Origin of the sequence: Serinicoccus sediminis, from assembly GCF_004153545.1 — a bacterium.
In the GTDB taxonomy this organism is placed as follows: Bacteria; Actinomycetota; Actinomycetes; order Actinomycetales; family Dermatophilaceae; genus Ornithinicoccus; species Ornithinicoccus sediminis_A.
The window spans coordinates 59,772-77,275 of record NZ_SDVA01000015.1 but is presented as its reverse complement, the minus strand read 5'-3'; the positions used below and the strand labels follow the sequence as shown (position 1 = coordinate 77,275).

General features: G+C 72.5%; 16 protein-coding genes. 8 read left to right on the top strand and 8 right to left on the bottom strand.

Translation table 11 applies throughout. The features are described from left to right. The 7 genes from EUS26_RS13600 to EUS26_RS13570 form a co-directional block, all read right to left on the bottom strand. Positions 1–990: citrate/2-methylcitrate synthase (locus EUS26_RS13600; protein WP_130014361.1), on the bottom strand; the 990-nt coding region annotated here is incomplete at its 3' end. A gap of 40 nt (positions 991–1,030) precedes the next feature. Next, positions 1,031–1,357, bottom strand: coding sequence for a ferredoxin (fdxA, locus tag EUS26_RS13595; protein ID WP_130014360.1), 327 nt, complete (start codon positions 1,355–1,357; stop codon positions 1,031–1,033). 73 nt (positions 1,358–1,430) lie between these two features. After that, complete coding sequence (locus EUS26_RS13590; protein ID WP_130014359.1) at positions 1,431–3,242, bottom strand: VanW family protein; 1,812 nt, start codon at positions 3,240–3,242, stop codon at positions 1,431–1,433. 57 nt (positions 3,243–3,299) lie between these two features. Continuing rightward, positions 3,300–3,821 (bottom strand): flavin reductase family protein, encoded by a 522-nt coding sequence (locus tag EUS26_RS13585; RefSeq protein WP_130014358.1) that lies wholly within the window; start codon positions 3,819–3,821, stop codon positions 3,300–3,302. Then, positions 3,818–4,726 carry an N-acetyl-1-D-myo-inositol-2-amino-2-deoxy-alpha-D-glucopyranoside deacetylase gene (gene mshB / locus EUS26_RS13580; RefSeq protein ID WP_130014357.1) on the bottom strand — a complete coding sequence of 303 codons (909 nt, stop codon included), beginning with the start codon at positions 4,724–4,726 and terminating at the stop codon, positions 3,818–3,820. Before mshB ends, EUS26_RS13585 begins: the two co-directional genes overlap by 4 nt. 3 nt (positions 4,727–4,729) lie before the next feature. Continuing rightward, positions 4,730–6,652, bottom strand: a complete 1,923-nt coding sequence (gene typA, locus EUS26_RS13575; RefSeq protein ID WP_130014356.1) for a translational GTPase TypA — start codon at positions 6,650–6,652, stop codon at positions 4,730–4,732. An 85-nt stretch (positions 6,653–6,737) separates the two neighbouring features. Next, positions 6,738–7,142 (bottom strand): NUDIX domain-containing protein, encoded by a 405-nt coding sequence (locus EUS26_RS13570; RefSeq protein WP_130014355.1) that lies wholly within the window; start codon positions 7,140–7,142, stop codon positions 6,738–6,740. Between the two features lie 155 nt (positions 7,143–7,297). On the opposite strand from EUS26_RS13570, the gene EUS26_RS13565 reads away from it, so the two are divergent. From EUS26_RS13565 to EUS26_RS13535, 7 genes are all read left to right on the top strand, one after another. Continuing rightward, positions 7,298–8,992 (top strand): ABC transporter substrate-binding protein, encoded by a 1,695-nt coding sequence (locus EUS26_RS13565; RefSeq protein ID WP_130014354.1) that lies wholly within the window; start codon positions 7,298–7,300, stop codon positions 8,990–8,992. 159 nt (positions 8,993–9,151) lie between these two features. Continuing rightward, positions 9,152–10,159 carry an ABC transporter permease gene (locus tag EUS26_RS13560; RefSeq protein WP_130014353.1) on the top strand — a complete coding sequence of 336 codons (1,008 nt, stop codon included), beginning with the start codon at positions 9,152–9,154 and terminating at the stop codon, positions 10,157–10,159. A 103-nt stretch (positions 10,160–10,262) separates the two neighbouring features. Continuing rightward, complete coding sequence (locus EUS26_RS13555; protein WP_238148989.1) at positions 10,263–11,171, top strand: ABC transporter permease; 909 nt, start codon at positions 10,263–10,265, stop codon at positions 11,169–11,171. Between the two features lie 11 nt (positions 11,172–11,182). After that, complete coding sequence (locus EUS26_RS13550; protein ID WP_130014351.1) at positions 11,183–12,256, top strand: ABC transporter ATP-binding protein; 1,074 nt, start codon at positions 11,183–11,185, stop codon at positions 12,254–12,256. Continuing rightward, entirely contained in the window at positions 12,253–13,437 is a 1,185-nt protein-coding gene (locus tag EUS26_RS13545; RefSeq protein WP_130014350.1) for an ABC transporter ATP-binding protein, read from the top strand. Before EUS26_RS13550 ends, EUS26_RS13545 begins: the two co-directional genes overlap by 4 nt. Before the next feature lie 33 nt (positions 13,438–13,470). Next, positions 13,471–14,184, top strand: coding sequence for a type 1 glutamine amidotransferase (locus EUS26_RS13540; protein ID WP_130014349.1), 714 nt, complete (start codon positions 13,471–13,473; stop codon positions 14,182–14,184). Between the two features lie 101 nt (positions 14,185–14,285). Next, complete coding sequence (locus tag EUS26_RS13535) at positions 14,286–15,872, top strand: cation:proton antiporter family protein (protein ID WP_130014348.1); 1,587 nt, start codon at positions 14,286–14,288, stop codon at positions 15,870–15,872. Positions 15,873–15,962: 90 nt separating this feature from the next. On the opposite strand, the gene EUS26_RS13530 is transcribed toward EUS26_RS13535, so the two are convergent. Further along, positions 15,963–16,856: a universal stress protein gene (locus EUS26_RS13530; protein WP_130014347.1), complete on the bottom strand. Its 894-nt coding sequence runs from the start codon at positions 16,854–16,856 to the stop codon at positions 15,963–15,965. Positions 16,857–17,018: 162 nt separating this feature from the next. Between EUS26_RS13530 and EUS26_RS13525 the strand changes: the two genes are divergently transcribed. Further along, positions 17,019–17,474: a hypothetical protein gene (locus EUS26_RS13525; RefSeq protein WP_130014346.1), complete on the top strand. Its 456-nt coding sequence runs from the start codon at positions 17,019–17,021 to the stop codon at positions 17,472–17,474. The last annotated feature ends 30 nt before the right edge of the window (positions 17,475–17,504 follow it).

Genomic DNA, 17,504 nt, shown 5'->3' with positions numbered 1-17,504 from the left:
CTCGTGGGCCGTCTTCTTGACGATGGCCGCCCGCGGGTCGTAGTTCTTGTAGACCCGGTGGCCGAAGCCCATGAGCTTGACGCCGTCCTCCTTGTCCTTGACCTTGCGGACGAACTCGGAGACGTCCCCCCCGTCGGCCTTGATCTGGTCGAGCATGGCGAGGACCGCGCTGTTGGCGCCGCCGTGCAGCGGACCCGACAGGGCGTGGATGCCGGCCGAGATGGCGTTGTAGAGGTTCGCCTCGGAGGAGCCGACGAGCCGGACGGTGGAGGTGGAGCAGTTCTGCTCGTGGTCGGCGTGCAGGATGAACAGCTGGTCCAGGGCCCGCGCCACGGCCGGGTCCATCTCGTAGCGCTCCGTGGGCTGCCCGAAGGTCATCCACAGGAAGTTCTCGACGAGGTTGTAGTCGTTGTTCGGGTAGAGCGTGGACTGGCCCCGGCTCTTGCGGAACGCGTAGGCGGCGATCGTCGGCAGCTTGGCCATGAGCCGCACGGTGGAGATCTCGACGGCCTCGGGGTCGTGCGGGTCCAGGCTGTCCTGGTAGAAGGTGCCCATCGCGGAGACGCCGGAGGAGAGCACCGACATGGGGTGGGCGTCCCGCGGGAAGCCGTCGAAGAAGTTCTTCATGTCCTCGACGAGCAGGGTGTGCCGCCGCAGCCGCTGGTCGAACTCCTCCAGCTCGGAGGCCGAGGGCAGCTGCCCGTAGATGAGCAGGTAGCTCGTCTCGAGGAAGGTGGACTGCTCGGCCAGCTGCTCGATGGGGTAGCCGCGGTACCGCAGGATGCCCTCCCCACCGTCGATGTAGGTGATCTCGGACCGGCACGAGGCGGTGTTGACGAAGCCCACGTCCAGGGTGACGTCACCGGTGGTCTTCAGGAGCTTGCTGATGTCCAGCCCGTTGTTGCCCTCGGCGGCCGGCACGACCGGCAGGGACAGCTCGTGGCCGGCGTGGGTCAGGCTGGCCGGGGTCTGGCTGGTGGTGTCGGTCATGAGGTCCTCCTGGTCGGGGTGGGCCGGACGGCGGGGCGGTTCACTCGTCGTGGGACTGCGGGGGCAGCGCCGCGACGACGGGGTGGTCCTTGGCGATGACGCCCATCTTGGCCGCGCCGCCGGGGCTGCCGAGGTCGTCGAAGAACTCGACGTTGGCCTTGTAGTAGTCGGCCCACTCCTCCGGGACGTCGTCCTCGTAGTAGATCGCCTCGACCGGGCAGACCGGCTCGCACGCACCGCAGTCCACACACTCGTCGGGGTGGATGTAGAGGGAACGCTCACCCTCGTAGATGCAGTCGACCGGGCACTCCTCGATGCAGGCCTTGTCCTTCAGGTCCACGCAGGGCTGGGCGATCACGTACGTCATGGGCACACACTAATGCGTCCGAGCGCGGGGCCGCCTCACGGGGTCCGCGCCCCCAGGAGGGTCCTGCCGGGGCTCACCGGCCGGGCGCCCGGGGGTTGGTGCACACGACCTCGTCGGCGGCGTCGTAGGTCGTGGTGAAGTCGTCCCGGCCGACCTCCTCGCCCCCGCGCCGCAGGATCCGGATGTTGCGGATGGTGAAGCCCTCGGCCCGGGCCTGGTTGACGCAGTCCGCGCTGTCGTCCTCGCGCCGCTCGCCCTGGGTGACGTCGCGCCGCTCCCCGTCGATGGTGCGGACGGTGTACTGCCGGTCCCCCAGGAACACCATGCGGATCTCGTCGCCGGTGATCCAGGTGCGCACGACGACCGGGGTGTCCGTGTCGTTCGTCCACAGGTTGTCGATCCACGGCAGCGCCAGGGTGGCCTCCCGCCCGGCCGGGTAGCGCGGGATGTAGAACGAGTGGGTCGTGTGGGCGTCGAGCTGCACCCCGGCGAACCACGAGGCGTTGAAGACGACCGTGGAGATCTGGGAGAGCCCACCACCCAGGCCCATGACCAGCTCGCCGTCGACGATGACCGGCGCCTCGGCATACCCGCCCTCCTCGCTGACGTCGCCGAGGGCCGCGCCGAGGCTGAACTGCTCCCCCGGCATCACCACGGTGCCGTTGACGTTGGCGACGCCGGTGCGCAGGTTGGCGGTGCGTGCCTCGTAGTCCGGTCCGGTCGGGAAGACCGAGACGAAGGAGGACATCTGCGAGAAGGACCAGTCCCGGGCGACGGCGTTGGTGATCTGCGGGCGCACCGTGTCGATGCCGGCGGCGACGGTCCGCTCCTCCCCGGTCCGCGGGAGGGCCGCCTCGACCGCGTCGACCAGACCGTCCTCGACCAGCGCGTAGCCCACCTGGCCGGGGACCACCTCGACCGAGGAGCCGTCCAGGCGCACCGTGGCGTCACGCGGCCCGCGCTCCAGCCGCCCCAGGTCCTGCCGGACCCGGGCGAGGGTGGCCTCCCTGTCGATGCCCAGCGTGAGGGCGCCGTCCGCGCGCTCGACGGTGAGCAGCTCCAGCAGGTCCCGCCGCGCGAGCTGGGCGGTGGCCTGCTCCTCCTGGTCCCCCTCCCCGCGGGTCGCCTCCACGACCACGGGAGCCTCCAGGGCCGGGTCGAGGACCTCCTCGGTGAACCTGTCGATCTCGGCCGCGGTGAGCTCGGGGCGCTGCAGCGACGCCACCCCGGCCACTGCGGGCTCCTGCTGGTCCTCCCACGGCTGCTGGCCGACCCAGGCCTGGGCGACCTCCTCGGCGGTGTCCTCCACCTCCAGGGTGCGTCCCGGTCGGGCCTCGCTGACCTCCACCCCGTCGGGCGTGAGGGTGACCTCGCCGTCGACCGGCTCGGTGTCGTAGTCCGCGCCCAGGCGGGCGAGCTCGGCCCGCAGCGCGTCCGCGTCGACCGCACCGTAGAGGGGCAGGTCGCGGTCCGCGCCCGCGACGTGGTCCCACATCCGGGCGGGGTGGAAGGACAGCCCGGTCACCCCGCGCAGGGTGCGGTCGAGGTCGAGGGACAGGCCCGCCTGCTCCGGGACCAGCTCGAGCTGCTCGGCGTCCTCCTGGGGCACGCCCTCGGGGCGCAGCGTGAGCAGGACGGGCTCGGTCGTGCGGTCCCCGAACTCTCGGGTGAGCTCGGCCCGGACCTCCTGGTCGGTGAGCGAGCCGATCTCGACCCCGGCCACGCTGACCCCCGAGGGCGGACGGTCCTGGAAGTACAGCGCGGCGCCGACGTAGACCGCCCCGAGCACCAGCAGCGCCGCGAGCAGGCGACCGAGCACGGCCCACCACCCGCGGCCGTCGCCCTCCTCCCGGAGGGTGCCTGGTCGATCGGTGGCGTCAGCCATCTGCGCTCCGTCCATCTCGTCCGGTCCCGGTCACGGAGAGGGTGGCACGCACCGCGGTCACCGCAGCTCTCCCAGCCGTCCACGGTAGTGCACCAGCGCGGGGCGGTCGGTGGGTCGCGCGTCCATGGCGACCACCTCGCCGAGCGCCAGGACGTGGTCGCCCGCCTCCCGCAGGTCGACCGTCCGGCACTCGAAGCTGGCGAGGGCGTCGTCGACCACCGCCATCCCGGTCGCGGGTCCCTGGTGGTGCGGCACCCTCCCCAGTTGGTCGTGCAGCGGCCGGCCGGTCTCCCCCAGCCACTCCGCCGTCCCGCGCTGCACCGAGGTGAGGACGCTCACCGCGAAGTCGGAGCCGTCCTCGAGGCCCTCCAGCACCCGCGCCTCCGGGTGCAGGCTCACGAGCAGGAGCACCGGCTCCAGGGACACGCTGGTCAGCGAGTCCACGGTGAGCGCCACGTCGTGCCCGCGCAGCCTCGAGGTCACGACCGCGACCCCGCTCGCGAACCGCCCCATCGCGAGGCGGTAGGTCGCCGGGTCCACGGTCCCGGGGGCGTCCGGTCGGAGCTGGTCCGGGCTCATGCCGGCACTCCCCCCTGAGCCCGGGCGAGCGTGTCGCGGGCCGCCGGCCACACGGCATACCCCTCGCGACCGGGGAGCCGGGCGGCGACGTCGTTCGAGAGGGTGTACCACCCCTCGTGCAGGGTGACCTGCGTGGGGTGCTCGGCCAGCGCCGCCCGCTGGCGGACGAGGGCAGAGGTGTCGACGACGGCGTGCGTGACGACGTCGTCGGCCACGACGGACGGCGGGAAGGCGTCGTCGGGGTCGGGCACCCTCGCCTCGCCGCCGGCCGGGCTGCGCACCCCGGCGGGGACGTGCCGGGCCAGCCACCGCCGGTCCTCCCGCGCCCAGGAGGCGGGGGTGAGGGCCACGTAGAGGCGGGGCGCGGCGCCGGTCGCCCGCCGACCGAGCAGCTCCACGGCGCGGACGGTCACCCGGTGGGTCTGCACGTGGTCGGGGTGCCCGTAGCCGCCCCAGGGGTCGTAGGTCAGCACGAGGTCGGGCTGCAGCCCGCCGAGCAGCGCGGCCAGCAGGTCGGCGGCCTCGTCGACCTCGGCACCGGCGAAGGCGCGCGGGTGGGCGGACGCGGGCGACCCGGCCATGCCGCTGTCGCGCCAGCGGGGACGGTCGCCGCCGAGGAAGAGGTGTCGGACCCCGAGGCGCCGCATGGCCCGGGCCAGCTCCCCACGACGGTGCGCGGCGAGCGCCGGGCCGTCGCCCTCGAGGTGGGCCAGCGCCGGGGTGATGACCTCACCCTCCTCGCCGAGGGTGCAGGTGACCACGTGCACGTCGTCGCCCGCCTCGACGTGGTGCGCGAGCGCCAGCCCCGTGGCCAGGGTCTCGTCGTCGGGATGGGCGTGCACCGCGACCACCCGCAGCGGCCTGCCCTCGGGCAGGCCGTCGCGCAGGTCGGGGCGCGGCGCCACCGCTCAGCCCTTGGACCGGGCGGCCTTCGCCCGCTGGTTGGCGTCCAGGATCACCTTGCGCACGCGGACCGCCTCCGGCGTCACCTCGACGCACTCGTCCTCACGGCAGAACTCGAGGGACTGCTCGAGCGACAGCACCCGCGGGGGGACGAGGCGCTCCAGGACGTCGGCGCCGGCCGAGCGCACATTGGTGAGCTTGCGCTCCTTGGTGATGTTGACGTCCATGTCGTCGGCCCGCGAGTTCTCCCCGATGATCATGCCCTCGTAGACCTCGGTGGTCGGCTCGAGGAACATCGTGCCCCGCTCCTGCAGGTTGAACATGGCGTAGCTCGTGGCGACCCCCGACCGGTCGGACACGAGCGAGCCGGACTGCCGGGTGCGGATCTCGCCGAACCACGGGGCGTAGCCGTCGAAGACGTGGTGGGCGATCCCGGTCCCGCGGGTCTCGGTGAGGAACTCGGTGCGGAAGCCGATGAGCCCGCGCGAGGGCACGAGGTACTCCATCCGGATCCAGCCCGTGCCGTGGTTGGTCATCTGCTCCATCCGGCCCTTGCGGGCGGCCATGAGCTGCGTGATGGTGCCGAGGTGCTCCTCGGGGGTGTCGATGGTCAGCCGCTCCACCGGCTCGTGCAGCTTGCCGTCGACCTCGCGGGTGACCACCTGCGGCTTGCCGACCGTGAGCTCGTAGCCCTCGCGGCGCATCTGCTCCACGAGGATGGCCAGCGCCAGCTCGCCGCGCCCCTGGACCTCCCAGGCGTCCGGCCGCTCGGTCGGCAGCACCCGCAGCGAGACGTTGCCCACGAGCTCCTTGTCCAGCCGGTCCTTGACCAGCCGGGCGGTGAGCTTGGCGCCCTTGACCCGACCGGCCAGCGGGCTCGTGTTGGTGCCGATCGTCATGGAGATGGCCGGCTCGTCGACGGTGATGAGCGGCAGCGGCACCGGGTCGGCCGCGTCTGCCAGCGTCTCCCCGATGGTGATGTCGGGGATGCCGGCGATGGCGATGATGTCGCCCGGACCGGCCTGCTCGGCCGGCTTGCGCTCCAGCGCCTCGGTCAGCAGCAGCTCGGTGATCTTGACCGAGGTGACCGAGCCGTCCCGGCGGCACCAGGCCACCTGCTGGCCCTTGCGGATCTCGCCCTCGTGGACCCGGCACAGCGCGAGCCGCCCCAGGAACGGGCTGGAGTCCAGGTTGGTGACGTGCGCCTGCAGGGGCGCGCCCGGCGTGAAGGTCGGAGCGGGCACCGTCTCCAGGATGGTCGCGAAGAGCGGCTCCAGGTCCGGGCTGTCCGGCAGCCCCCCGTCGACCGGCACCTCCAGGCTCGCCCGCCCGGCCTTCGCCGAGGCGTAGACCACCGGGAAGTCGAGGGCGAGCTCGACCTGCGCCGGGTCGTGCTCGTCGAGCAGGTCCATGAACAGCGCGTAGACCTCGTCCACGACCTCGCTGATACGGCTGTCCGGCCGGTCCACCTTGTTGATGCACAGCACGACGGGCAGGTGGGCCGCCAGCGCCTTGCGCAGCACGAAGCGGGTCTGCGGCAGCGGGCCCTCGGACGCGTCGACCAGGAGCACGACGCCGTCGACCATGGACAGGCCGCGCTCGACCTCACCCCCGAAGTCGGCGTGCCCCGGGGTGTCGATGATGTTGATCGTCATGCCGCCCTCGGGGGCCGAGGCGCCGGTGTAGCGGATGGCCGTGTTCTTGGCCAGGATCGTGATGCCCTTCTCGCGCTCCAGGTCGCCGGAGTCCATGACCCGGTCCGGGCCCTCCCCGCCGCGCTGCTGCTGGTCGGCGAAGGCCCCGCCCTGGGTGAGCATGGCGTCGACCAGGGTCGTCTTGCCGTGGTCGACGTGCGCCACGATGGCGACGTTGCGGATGTCTGCGCGGACGCCTGCGGGCAGGGCGGAGTCAAGGTCAGCGAGGGGCATGCGCCCAGTGTCTCACCCCCGTGGCCCTGCGACCCACCTCATGCCGTGCTGCGCGGCCGGGCGGGCGGCGCGACGTGCAACCGGGTCAGGCGTGCAGCAGCGGGGCCAGGAAGCGGACGATGGGGATGTCGTGCTCCAGCCACGGCACGTCGTCCAGGTCGTCCGGGCCCAGCCAGCGCAGCTCGCCGTGGTCCTGCAGGGGTCGCGGCGCCGGCTGGCCGCCCGGGCACACCGCCCACCACAGCCGCATCGACCACGGCGGCGCCAACGGCCAGTCGTCGCCGACCCGCCCGCCGAGCCGGACCTGCACGCCCAGCTCCTCGCGGGCCTCGCGCACCGCGGCCGCGGCCGGGTCCTCACCCGGCTCCACCTTGCCTCCGGGGAACTCCCAGCGGCCCGCCAGCGCCGCCGGAGCGTCGCGGCACCCGGCAAGGACGCGAGTGGGGCGGTCCAGCGAGTCGCAGAGGGCGACGGCGGCGACGAGGGGCACCTCCTCATCCTCCCAGCCCCCGCGGGTTGCCGTCGGGGCAGGTCACGGTCCCGTCACGAACCGCCGGTCGCCCTTGGCAAGCGGTCGTGGTTGTGGTGGGGTCACCGGGTATACCGGGCTATCCCGTGCCCGGTCATCACGCTGTAGGAGGCACGATGAAGAACCGCAGGGTCGCGATCGCCGCGACCAGCGCAGCTCTGGCCCTCGTCCTGAGCTCGTGCGCAGAGTCCGAGCGGGACTCCGGCTCGGGCGACGAGCAGGGCTCCGGCTCGTCCGAGGACGCCGGTGGGGGCGAGGAGATGTCGGACGCGACCTTCATCTTCGGCGCCGCCGGAGCCCCCGCGACCTTCGACCCGTTCTACGCCAGCGACGGCGAGACCTTCCGGGTGAGCCGGCAGATCTTCCAGAACCTCATCGGCATCGAGGAGGGCGGCAGCGAGGGGATCCCCGAGCTGGCCACGTCGTGGGAGAGCGAGGACGGGCTCACCTGGACCTTCGAGCTCCAGGACGGCGTGACCTTCCACGACGGCACCGAGTTCAACGCCGAGGCGGTCTGCTACAACATGGACCGCTGGGCCGACCAGAACGAGACGGGCCAGCTGCCCGCGGCGGCCTACTACTACGGCAACGACTTCGGCTTCGGCGAGGACTCGCTCTACGTCGGGTGCGAGGCCACGGACGAGCTGACCGCGACCGTCGAGGTGAGCCGGGTCACCGGCAAGTTCCCCATGGTCCTCTCGCAGAGCTCCTACGGCATCCAGTCGCCGACGGCGATGGAGGAGTACGACGCCAACGGGATCGAGGCCGAGGGCGAGGCCCTGGTCTTCCCGGAGTACGCCCAGGAGCACCCCACGGGGACCGGGCCGTTCACCTTCGAGTCCTACGACAACGCCGGCGGCACCGTGACGCTGAAGCGCTTCGACGACTTCTGGGGCGAGCCGGCCGGTGTCGAGACGCTGGTCTTCAAGATCATCCCGGACGAGAACGCCCGGCGGCAGGAGCTCGAGGCCGGCACCATCAACGGCTACGACCTGCCCAACCCGGTCGACTGGGCGGCCCTCGAGGAGGCCGGACAGCAGGTCCTCATCCGCGACCCGTTCAACGTGCTCTACCTGGCGCTGAACCCGATGGCGGACGAGCAGCTGGAGGACCCGCTGGTGCGCCAGGCGCTCTACCACGCCATCAACCGTGAGCAGCTCGTCGCGAGCCAGCTCCCGGAGGGTGCGCAGGTGGCCACCCAGTTCATGCCGGACACGGTCGACGGCTGGAACGGCGACATCGCCCCCTATGAGTACGACGTCGAGCGCGCGCAGGAGCTGCTCGAGGAGGCCGGCAAGTCCGACCTCACCATCGAGCTGTGGTACCCCACCGAGGTGACCCGCCCCTACATGCCCGACCCGCAGCGCGTCTACGACGCGGTCAAGGCCGACTGGGAGGCGGCCGGCATCACCGTCGAGCCGGTGACCAAGCCCTGGAACGGCGGCTACATCGACGACGTCACCAGCTCGCGGTCCCCCGCCTACTTCCTGGGCTGGACCGGTGACCTCAACTCGGCCGACAACTTCCTGTGCGCCTTCTTCTGCGGCGACGACAACCAGTTCGGCACCAGTGCCTACGACTGGCACGAGGACCTGCAGGAGCAGATCTCGGCGGCCGACGCCGAGGCGGACGAGGACACCCGTGAGGAGCTCTACCGTGAGCTCAACGCGGACATCATGAGCGAGGAGTGGCTGCCCGGCCTGCCGCTCTCGCACAGCCCGCCCGCCGTCGTGGTCGGCCCGAACGTGGAGGGGCTCGTCCCGAGCCCGCTCACCGCGGAGGACTTCTCCACGATCACCATCAGCGAGTGAGCGACCACCCTCTCTCGCCATGAGGGACACGCGTGGCGGGTCGGACCCTTGGGGTTCGGCCCGCCACGCGTCTAGTCTCGACCCCGGGTCGTCACCGCCCCGGCACACCACGACACCGTCGTCCCCCGGGGCGGCCCCTACGAGACGGGAGCAGCGACCGTGCTGAGATTCATCGTCCGGCGCATGCTGCAGGCCGTGCTGGCCCTCTTCGTGCTCAGCATCCTGCTCTTCGCCTGGCTGCGCTCCCTGCCCGGGGGCGTCGTCAGCGCCATGCTCGGCGAGCGCGGCACCCCGGAGTCGGCGGCGGCCCTGCGCGCGCAGCTCGGCCTCGACGAGCCCCTCCCGGTGCAGTACTGGCGCTTCCTCCAGCGGGCCGTGCAGGGCGACTTCGGCATCTCCAACGGGGTCTACCGGGGTCAGCCCGCGCTCGACGTCTTCACCCAGCGCTTCCCGGCCACCGTCGAGCTGGCCGTCTTCGCGATCGTCCTGGCCCTGGCACTGGCGATCCCCCTCGGCTACCTCGCCGCCACGCGGCGTGGCGGGCCCTTCGACACCGGCAGCGTCATCTTCTCCCTCGTCGGGGTGGCCGTGCCGGTCTTCTTCCTCGCCTACGTGCTGAAGTACATCTTCGCCGTGCGGATGGGCATCCTCCCGCCGTCCGGACGGCAGAGCGTCGGCATCAACGCCACCCACATCACCAACTTCTACGTCCTGGACGGCATCATCACCCGCGAGTGGGACGCCGCCTGGGACGCGTTCAAGCACCTGATCCTGCCCGGGATCGCGCTGGCCTCCATCCCGTTCGCGGTGATCTTCCGCATCACCAGGGCCGCCGTCATCGACGTCATGGACGAGGACTACGTGCGCACGGCCCGGGCCAAGGGCCTGCGCCGACAGACCATCCGGGCCCGCCACGTCATGCGCAACGCGCTCATCCCGGTCGTCACCATCGTCGGCCTCCAGGTGGGTGCGCTGCTGGCGGGGGCCGTCCTCACCGAGAAGGTCTTCGCCTTCACCGGCATCGGCCAGGCCCTGGCTCTCGGCTTCGAGCTGCGGGACTACCCCGTGCTCCAGGTGCTGATCCTCATGGCCGCCCTCATCTACATCATCGTCAACCTCGTCGTCGACATCGCCTACGCGGTGATCGACCCGCGCGTGCGCCACTGAGGAGCCAGCCGTGACCGAACCGGACGTCAGCGCCAGGGACACCACCACGCCGTCGTCGGACCAGCGCTCCTCGTGGCGTCCCGGCGACCGCAAGAAGCAGCGCATCGACGCCCTCGCCGAGGCCGGGGCGCTCTCCTCCGACGAGGGCATCAGCCTGTGGCAGAGCGCCTGGCGGCGGCTGCGCCGCGACCCGGTGTTCCTCGTGGGCCTCTCGATCGTCTCCGTCTTCGTGCTCGTCGCGATCATCTCGCCGTGGCTGGCGCCGCACGACCCCTCGGCGCGGCTGCTCATCGACCAGGTCACCCCCGCGACCCCGATCCCCCCGGCGCAGGAGGGATTCCCCCTCGGCGGCGACAACGCCGGACGCGACATGCTCTCCCGGTTGCTGGTCGGGTCCCGGCAGACGCTCATCGTCGGCGTCCTGGCCACCCTCGGCGGGCTGGCCGGCGGGATGATCCTCGGCACCATCGCCGGCGGCATCGGCGGCTGGGCCGACAGCGCCGTGATGCGGGTCGTGGACGTCATGCTCTCGATCCCGTCGCTGCTCATGGCCTTCTCCATCGCGGCGCTCTTCGCGCGGCCGAGCCAGTGGACGGTCATCCTGGCCATCGCCATCATCCAGGTGCCCATCTTCGCGCGCCTGCTGCGCGGGTCGATGATCTCCCAGCGGCACAGCGACCACGTGCTCGCGGCCCGCGCCCTCGGGGTCAGGCCGGCCGCCATCGTCTTCCGCCACATGCTCCCGAACTCGCTGGGCCCGGTCATCGTGCAGGGCACCCTGGTGCTGGCGGTGTCGATCATCGACGCGGCCGCCCTGTCCTTCCTGGGCCTGGGCAACCCCGACGACTCCGTCCCGGAGTGGGGTCAGATGCTGGGCAAGGCGCAGACCTTCTTCAACTCCTACCCGCACGTCGCGGTCTACCCGGCGCTGTGCATCATCGTGGTCGCGCTGGGCTTCACCCTCATGGGCGAGTCGCTGCGAGAGGCCCTCGACCCGAAGTCCCGCCGCTGAGGAGCCCTGCCATGACCTCCCCCTCCCCCACCACCAGCCCCAGCGGCTCCGCGGGCGCCGAGCCGCTGCTGTCGGTGCGCGACCTGTCGGTGACCTTCGGCAAGGGCGACCGGGCCTTCCGGGCCGTCGACCAGGTCAGCTTCGACGTCCGGCCGGGGCAGACCGTCGGCCTGGTCGGCGAGTCCGGCTGCGGCAAGTCGGTGACCTCGCTGGCGATCATGGGTCTGCTGCCCGCCCGCGGCAACACCGTCACCGGCGAGGTGATGTTCGCCGGGACCGACCTGCTCACCCTCTCCCAGGAGCAGCTGCGCGAACGCCGCGGCAGCGAGCTGGCGATGATCTTCCAGGACCCCTTGTCCTCGCTCAACCCGGTCGTGGCCCTGGGGACGCAGGTCGCGGAGGTGCTGCAGGCGCACAAGGGGATGAAGAAGGGCCCTGCCGAGCGCTACGCCACCGAGCTGCTGAAGAAGGTCGGCATCCCCGACCCCACACGCCGGCTCAAGGAGTACCCGCACCAGCTGTCCGGCGGGATGCGCCAGCGCGCCCTCATCGCCATGGCGCTGGCCTGCGAGCCGCGGCTGCTCATCGCGGACGAGCCGACCACCGCCCTCGACGTCACCATCCAGGCCCAGATCCTGGCGCTCCTGCGCGAGCTGGTCACCGAGTCGGGCACGGCCCTCATCATGATCACCCACGACCTGGGCGTCGTGGCCGGGCTGTGCGACCAGGTCAACGTGCTCTACGGCGGCAAGGTCGTCGAGCGCGCCGAGCGGCACGACCTGTTCGCCCGCCCCCGCCACCCCTATACCGGCGGGCTGCTCGCCTCCATCCCGCGGCTGACCGAGGAGCGTGGCCGACGCCTCAGCCCGGTGCCCGGCTCGGTCGCCGACAACATCCCCTGGGAGGGCGGGTGCGCCTTCGCGCCGCGCTGCGCGTCCGAGGTCGACGCGTGCCGGTCGACCACCCCTGAGCTGGTGCCCGACCGGGACGGGCTCGGCCCGGACCGCCTGCTGCGCTGCCACAACCCCCTGGAGGAGAACCCGTTGGACGACATCCAGGCCGACGAACGCCAGGAGCAGGAGTGAGCGCCACGACCGCGTCATCCGCAGAGCAGCGGACGGAGACCGAGGAGGACCTGCTCGTCGACGTGCGTGGGCTGAAGGTGCACTTCCCCATCAAGAAGGGCATCCTCGTCGACCGCACCGTCGGCCACGTCTACGCGGTGGACGGCATGGACGTGCAGATCCGTCGCGGCGAGACCTACGGCCTGGTCGGGGAGTCGGGGTGCGGCAAGTCGACCTTCGGCCGGGCGCTGCTGCAGCTCGAGCCGATCACCGAGGGCGAGGTGCGCATCGACGGCATCGACCTGTCCACGCTCAAGGGTGAGAAGCTGCGCACCCACCGCCGGCACATGCAGATGGTCTTCCAGGACCCCCTGGGCAGCCTGGACCCCCGCCAGACCGTCGAGCAGCTCCTGCTGGAGGGCATGCGCGCGCACGGCATGGCCCAGGACGCGAAGGCCGCACGCCAGCGGCTCTCCGAGCTGCTCACCGCCGTGGGCCTGCCCGCGGCGGCCCTGTCGAAGTACCCGCACGAGTTCTCCGGCGGCCAGCGCCAGCGCGTCGGGATCGCCCGGGCGCTCTCGGTGGACCCCCAGCTCATCGTGGCCGACGAACCGGTCAGCGCGCTCGACGTCTCCGTGCAGGCGCAGGTGATCAACCTGCTGGGCGACCTGCAGGAGGAGTTCGGCCTCACCTACCTCGTCATCGCCCACGACCTGGCCGTGGTGCGGCACATCAGCGACCGGATCGGCGTGATGTACCTCGGCGCCCTGGTCGAGGAGGCGGAGGCGCAGGACCTCTACGACGCACCGCTGCACCCCTACACCCGCGCACTGCTGTCCGCCGTCCCGGTCCCCGACCCGACGGTCGAGGACTCCCGGGAGCAGATCCTGCTCACCGGCGACCTGCCCTCACCGGCCGACCCGCCGAAGGGGTGCCGCTTCCACACCCGGTGCCCGTGGCGGCAGGAGACCCGCTGCGACGAGGAACGTCCGCAGCTGCGGGTCGTGGAGATCGACGGGGTGCCCCCGGGCCACCGCGTCGCCTGCCACTGGGCCGAGCAGATCGCCAGCGGCGAGCTGCAGCCGCACTCCGTGGACCGCGACGACGACGAGGGTCCCTACTGGGCCGCCGAGCCGGAGGAGGGCGAGGACGTGCACAGCGCGGGATTCGCCGCCCGTGACCTGCCCGACACCGGCGCGTGAGGCGGTCGGGGCGGGCGGGTCTAGCCTGAGCCCATGACCGCACGGGCCCTGGTCGTCCAGCACGAGGAGAAGGCACCCGCAGGCCTGCTGCTGCCCTGGCTGGAGAGCGCCGGTCTGGCGTGCGACGTGCTGCCCGCGCACGAGGGGTATGCCGTCCCTGCCGACCTCGGGGACCACGCCGCGCTCGTCGTGCTCGGGGGCTCCATGGACGCCTGGGACGACCAGGCATACCGCTGGTTGCTGCCCACCAAGGCCCTCATCGCCGGCACCGTCTCCGCGGGCCGTCCCTTCCTCGGCGTCTGCCTCGGTCACCAGCTGGCCGCCCTGGCGCTCGGCGGCCAGGTGGCCCGGCAGCCGGGCGGGCAGACCATGGGCCTGCGGGCGTGGCGCCCCACCCCCGACGGGGTGGCCGACCCCCTGACGAGCGCCCTGCTACCGGGCACCGAGGTGCTGCAGTGGAACTCGGACGCGGTCACCGCCCTGCCGCCCGGTGCGACCCTCCTCGCCGAGGACACCGACGGGACCGTGCAGGCGGCCCGCTACGGCCCGCTCGCATGGGGTGTGCAGTTCCATCCCGAGGTCGACGACGAGCTCGTCCGCGGCTGGACCACGGGCCAGCGGCCGGAGGCGGAGGAGAGCACCCTGCGGGTGCTGCGGCAGCGGCAGGAGGAGCTGCACCCCGCCTGGGAGCAGCTGATCCGCCGGTTCGGGCTGCTGGCCGCCGCCCCGGAGAGCCGACCGGCCTGACCGACGGCGCGCGGCGCACGCCTCCGCCGCGCGGTGCCCGTGGGCCCGGCATGGGAGACTAGGGCCCACCACCCGTGGGGCCGCGCCTCGAGGAGCCAGCCATGAGCGACGCAGCGATCTTCATCGCCGCGACCTTCGCCGCCGGCCTGCTCGCCACCACGCTGCGTCTGCCGGCCCTGCTCGGGTTCCTCCTGGCCGGGTTCGCCCTCAACTGGATGGGCCTGGAGGAGCTGCCGTACCTGGACTTCATGGCCGACCTGGGCGTCACGCTGCTCCTCTTCGGGATCGGGCTGAAGCTCAACGTGCGCAGCCTGGTGTCCCGCGAGGTGTGGGTCACGACGGTCGGCCACATGGCCCTCTCGGTCGCCGTGGGCACGGGCTTCCTGTGGGTCGTCGGGCTGCTCGGCTACCCGCTGGTGCGGGGCCTGGACCTGCAGACCCTCGCCCTGGTCGGGTTCGCGCTGTCGTTCTCCTCCACGGTCTTCGTGGTCAAGGTCCTGGAGGAGCACTCCGAGCTGCAGTCCTTCTACGGACGGGTCGCCATCGGCATCCTCGTCCTGCAGGACCTCGCCGCCGTGATCTTCATGACCGTCTCGGGCGGCCGCATCCCCAGCATCTGGGCGATCCCGGTCGTGCTGGCGCTGGTGCCGGTCGCCTGGCTCGGCCGGTGGCTGTGGGACCGCATCCCGCACGGCGAGATGCAGGCGCTCTTCGGCCTGGCGATGGCGCTCGGGCCGGGGTATGCCGCGTTCGACGCCGTCGGTCTCAAGGGCGACCTGGGCGCGCTGGTCATCGGCATGCTGCTGGCCGGGCACAAGGCAGCGGGAGACCTCTCGCACATCCTCTTCCTGCTCAAGGACCTGCTCCTCATCGGCTTCTTCCTGTCCATCGGCTTCATCGGGACGCCCACGGCGTCCTCGGCCGTGCTGGGCCTGCTGCTCCTGCTGCTCCTGCCCGCCCAGATCGCGCTCTACGTCTTCATCCTGGACCGGCAGAAGCTCCGCCGCCGCACGTCGGTCAAGGCCGGTGTGCTGCTCGGCAACTACTCCGAGTTCGGGCTCATCGTCACCTCGGTCGCCGTCGCGAGCGCCATGCTCGACGAGGAGTGGCTCGTCGTCATGTCCGTCGCGGTCGCCGCCAGCTTCGTCGCGGCCACCCTGGTCAACGAGAAGTCGGACGCCATCCTGCGCTGGGCCCGGCAGGTCATGCCGATGCACCCCCCGACCGACGTGCACCCCCACGAGCTGCCCATCTCGTTCGGGGACGCGCGGGCGGTCATCATGGGGATGGGCCGGATCGGCCGGAGCGCCTACACCGAGCTCGCCGAGGTCTACGGGCTAGCGGTCCTGGGGGTGGAGAACCTGCCCAACCGGGTCCTCAAGCTGCGCGAGCAAGGGCTGACCGTCGTCGAGGCCGATGCCGCGGACGGCGACTTCTGGAGCCGGCTCGAGTCCACCCGGCAGGTGGAGATCGTCGTGCTCGCCATGCCCTTCCACGGCGCCAACCGGATCGCTCTCGAGCAGCTCGCCGCCAGCGACTACGACGGCGTCATCGCGGTGGTGGCGCAGTACGACGACGAGGTCGAGGACCTGCAGGCCCGGGGGGCCGACGTCGTGGTCAACCTCTACGAGGGCGCCGGGTCCACCATCGCCGAGCGCGCCGCCGAGGCGACCACCGGCGGCCTCTGACCGCCCTCCCACCGCCACCGCGCACCGGACGCGCGCTCAGCACACACCGGACGGGTGCCCGGCACGCACCGGACGCAGAGGGGGTCTGGACTAGGCGGCCCGGGACACGATCACCGGGCAGGGCGCCGCGCGCATGAGGCGCTGGCTCACCGACCCCAGCAGCCGCCCCCGGACGGCGCCGCGACCGCGGCTGCCCACCACCAGGGCGTCCCACCCCTTCGCCGCCTCCAGCAGGGTCGGCACGACCGGGCCGCGACGCACCTCCCAGTCCACCGGCACCTGGGGGTATGCCTCGACCGCCGGCTGCAGCGCCCGCACGATGCGCTGGGCGTGGCGCCGCTCCACCGCGGCCCACTCCGGGCTGTCCGGCTCCGTCACCACGTAGCCGTCGACGACCTCGAGGAACCAGGTGGTCAGCGCGGTCACCGAGGACCCCGTGAGGTCGGCGAGCGCCAGGGCCGCGCGGGCAGCCCGGGCACTGTCGTCGCTGCCGTCCACCCCGAGGCCGATCTGGCCGTGGGTGAGGGCGTCGACGTCGACGCCGGGGTTGACCACCGCGACCGGGCGGCGGGCGTGCGCGGCCACGCCCAGCGAGGTGCTGCCGAGCAGGAACTCCTCGACCCCGCTCCGGCGGCCGGTGCCCACCACCAGCAGCGCGGCGTCGTCCTGGTGCGCCAGGACCGCCGCCACCGGCGACCCGCGGGAGGTGTCCAGCTGGGCGCTCACACCGAGCCGCTCGGCGAGCGCGTCGACATACCCGCGCAGCTCCGCGACGGTCTCCTCCTCGAGCTCGAGGACGGCGGAGACGGCGACCCCCTCGCCCCCGGCCATCCGCGCGGCCAGCACCTCCGGCTCGCTGGCGTGCACGACGACCAGACCGGTCCCGGTCCGTGCGGCCGTGCGGGCTGCCCACTCCAGCGCGGGGTCACCCTCCCCCCGGCCTGCCACCCCGACGACGACCGGACGCTCCAACCGACCCGCCACCACGACCACCTCCACGGCCTCGAGAGAGATGCCTCCAGCCTACCGCCGCCACCCCCGCCGGCGCGCTCTCCCACCCCCGCGGACGCGGCGCACGTGGCCGCCCGAGCTGCTGGTCAGGACGGGTCCACGGGTACGCCTGTGGACACGCTCCCGGCGAAGCGGATGGTGCCCCTTGACCAGCGAGCGGTGCCCGGCGACCGGGTGCTGACCCAGCTGCGCCAGAACCTCCTCGCCGACCCCGGCTACGACTGGCAGCGCCACCTGGCCACTCCCCAGCCACCCCGCCCGGTCGTCCGTCAGGTCCTGCCCGCCCCCACCCACGCCGGTCTCCCCGGGCTCGAGAGCGACGAGCTGCTCGCGGCGGCGGAAGCAGTGGCGCAGCAACGCCGCCCCGACGAGAACGACTACCTGGCTCAGGCCCTGGCCCACGAGGTCCGTCGGCGCGGCCTGGCCGAGGACCTGCGTCGGGTCAGCGAGCGGCACGCCCGGCTGCGGGTCGAGGACTTCCTCGACCGCGCCGCCTGGCCCTACCACCCGACGGACTGCTGGGCCATGGCGAGCGGCGCCGCCGCACCCGGTGTCGTTGTCCCCCGGGACGACGACGAGCCGCCCTGGTAGCGCGGACCGGCACCCGTAGACTCTGGACCG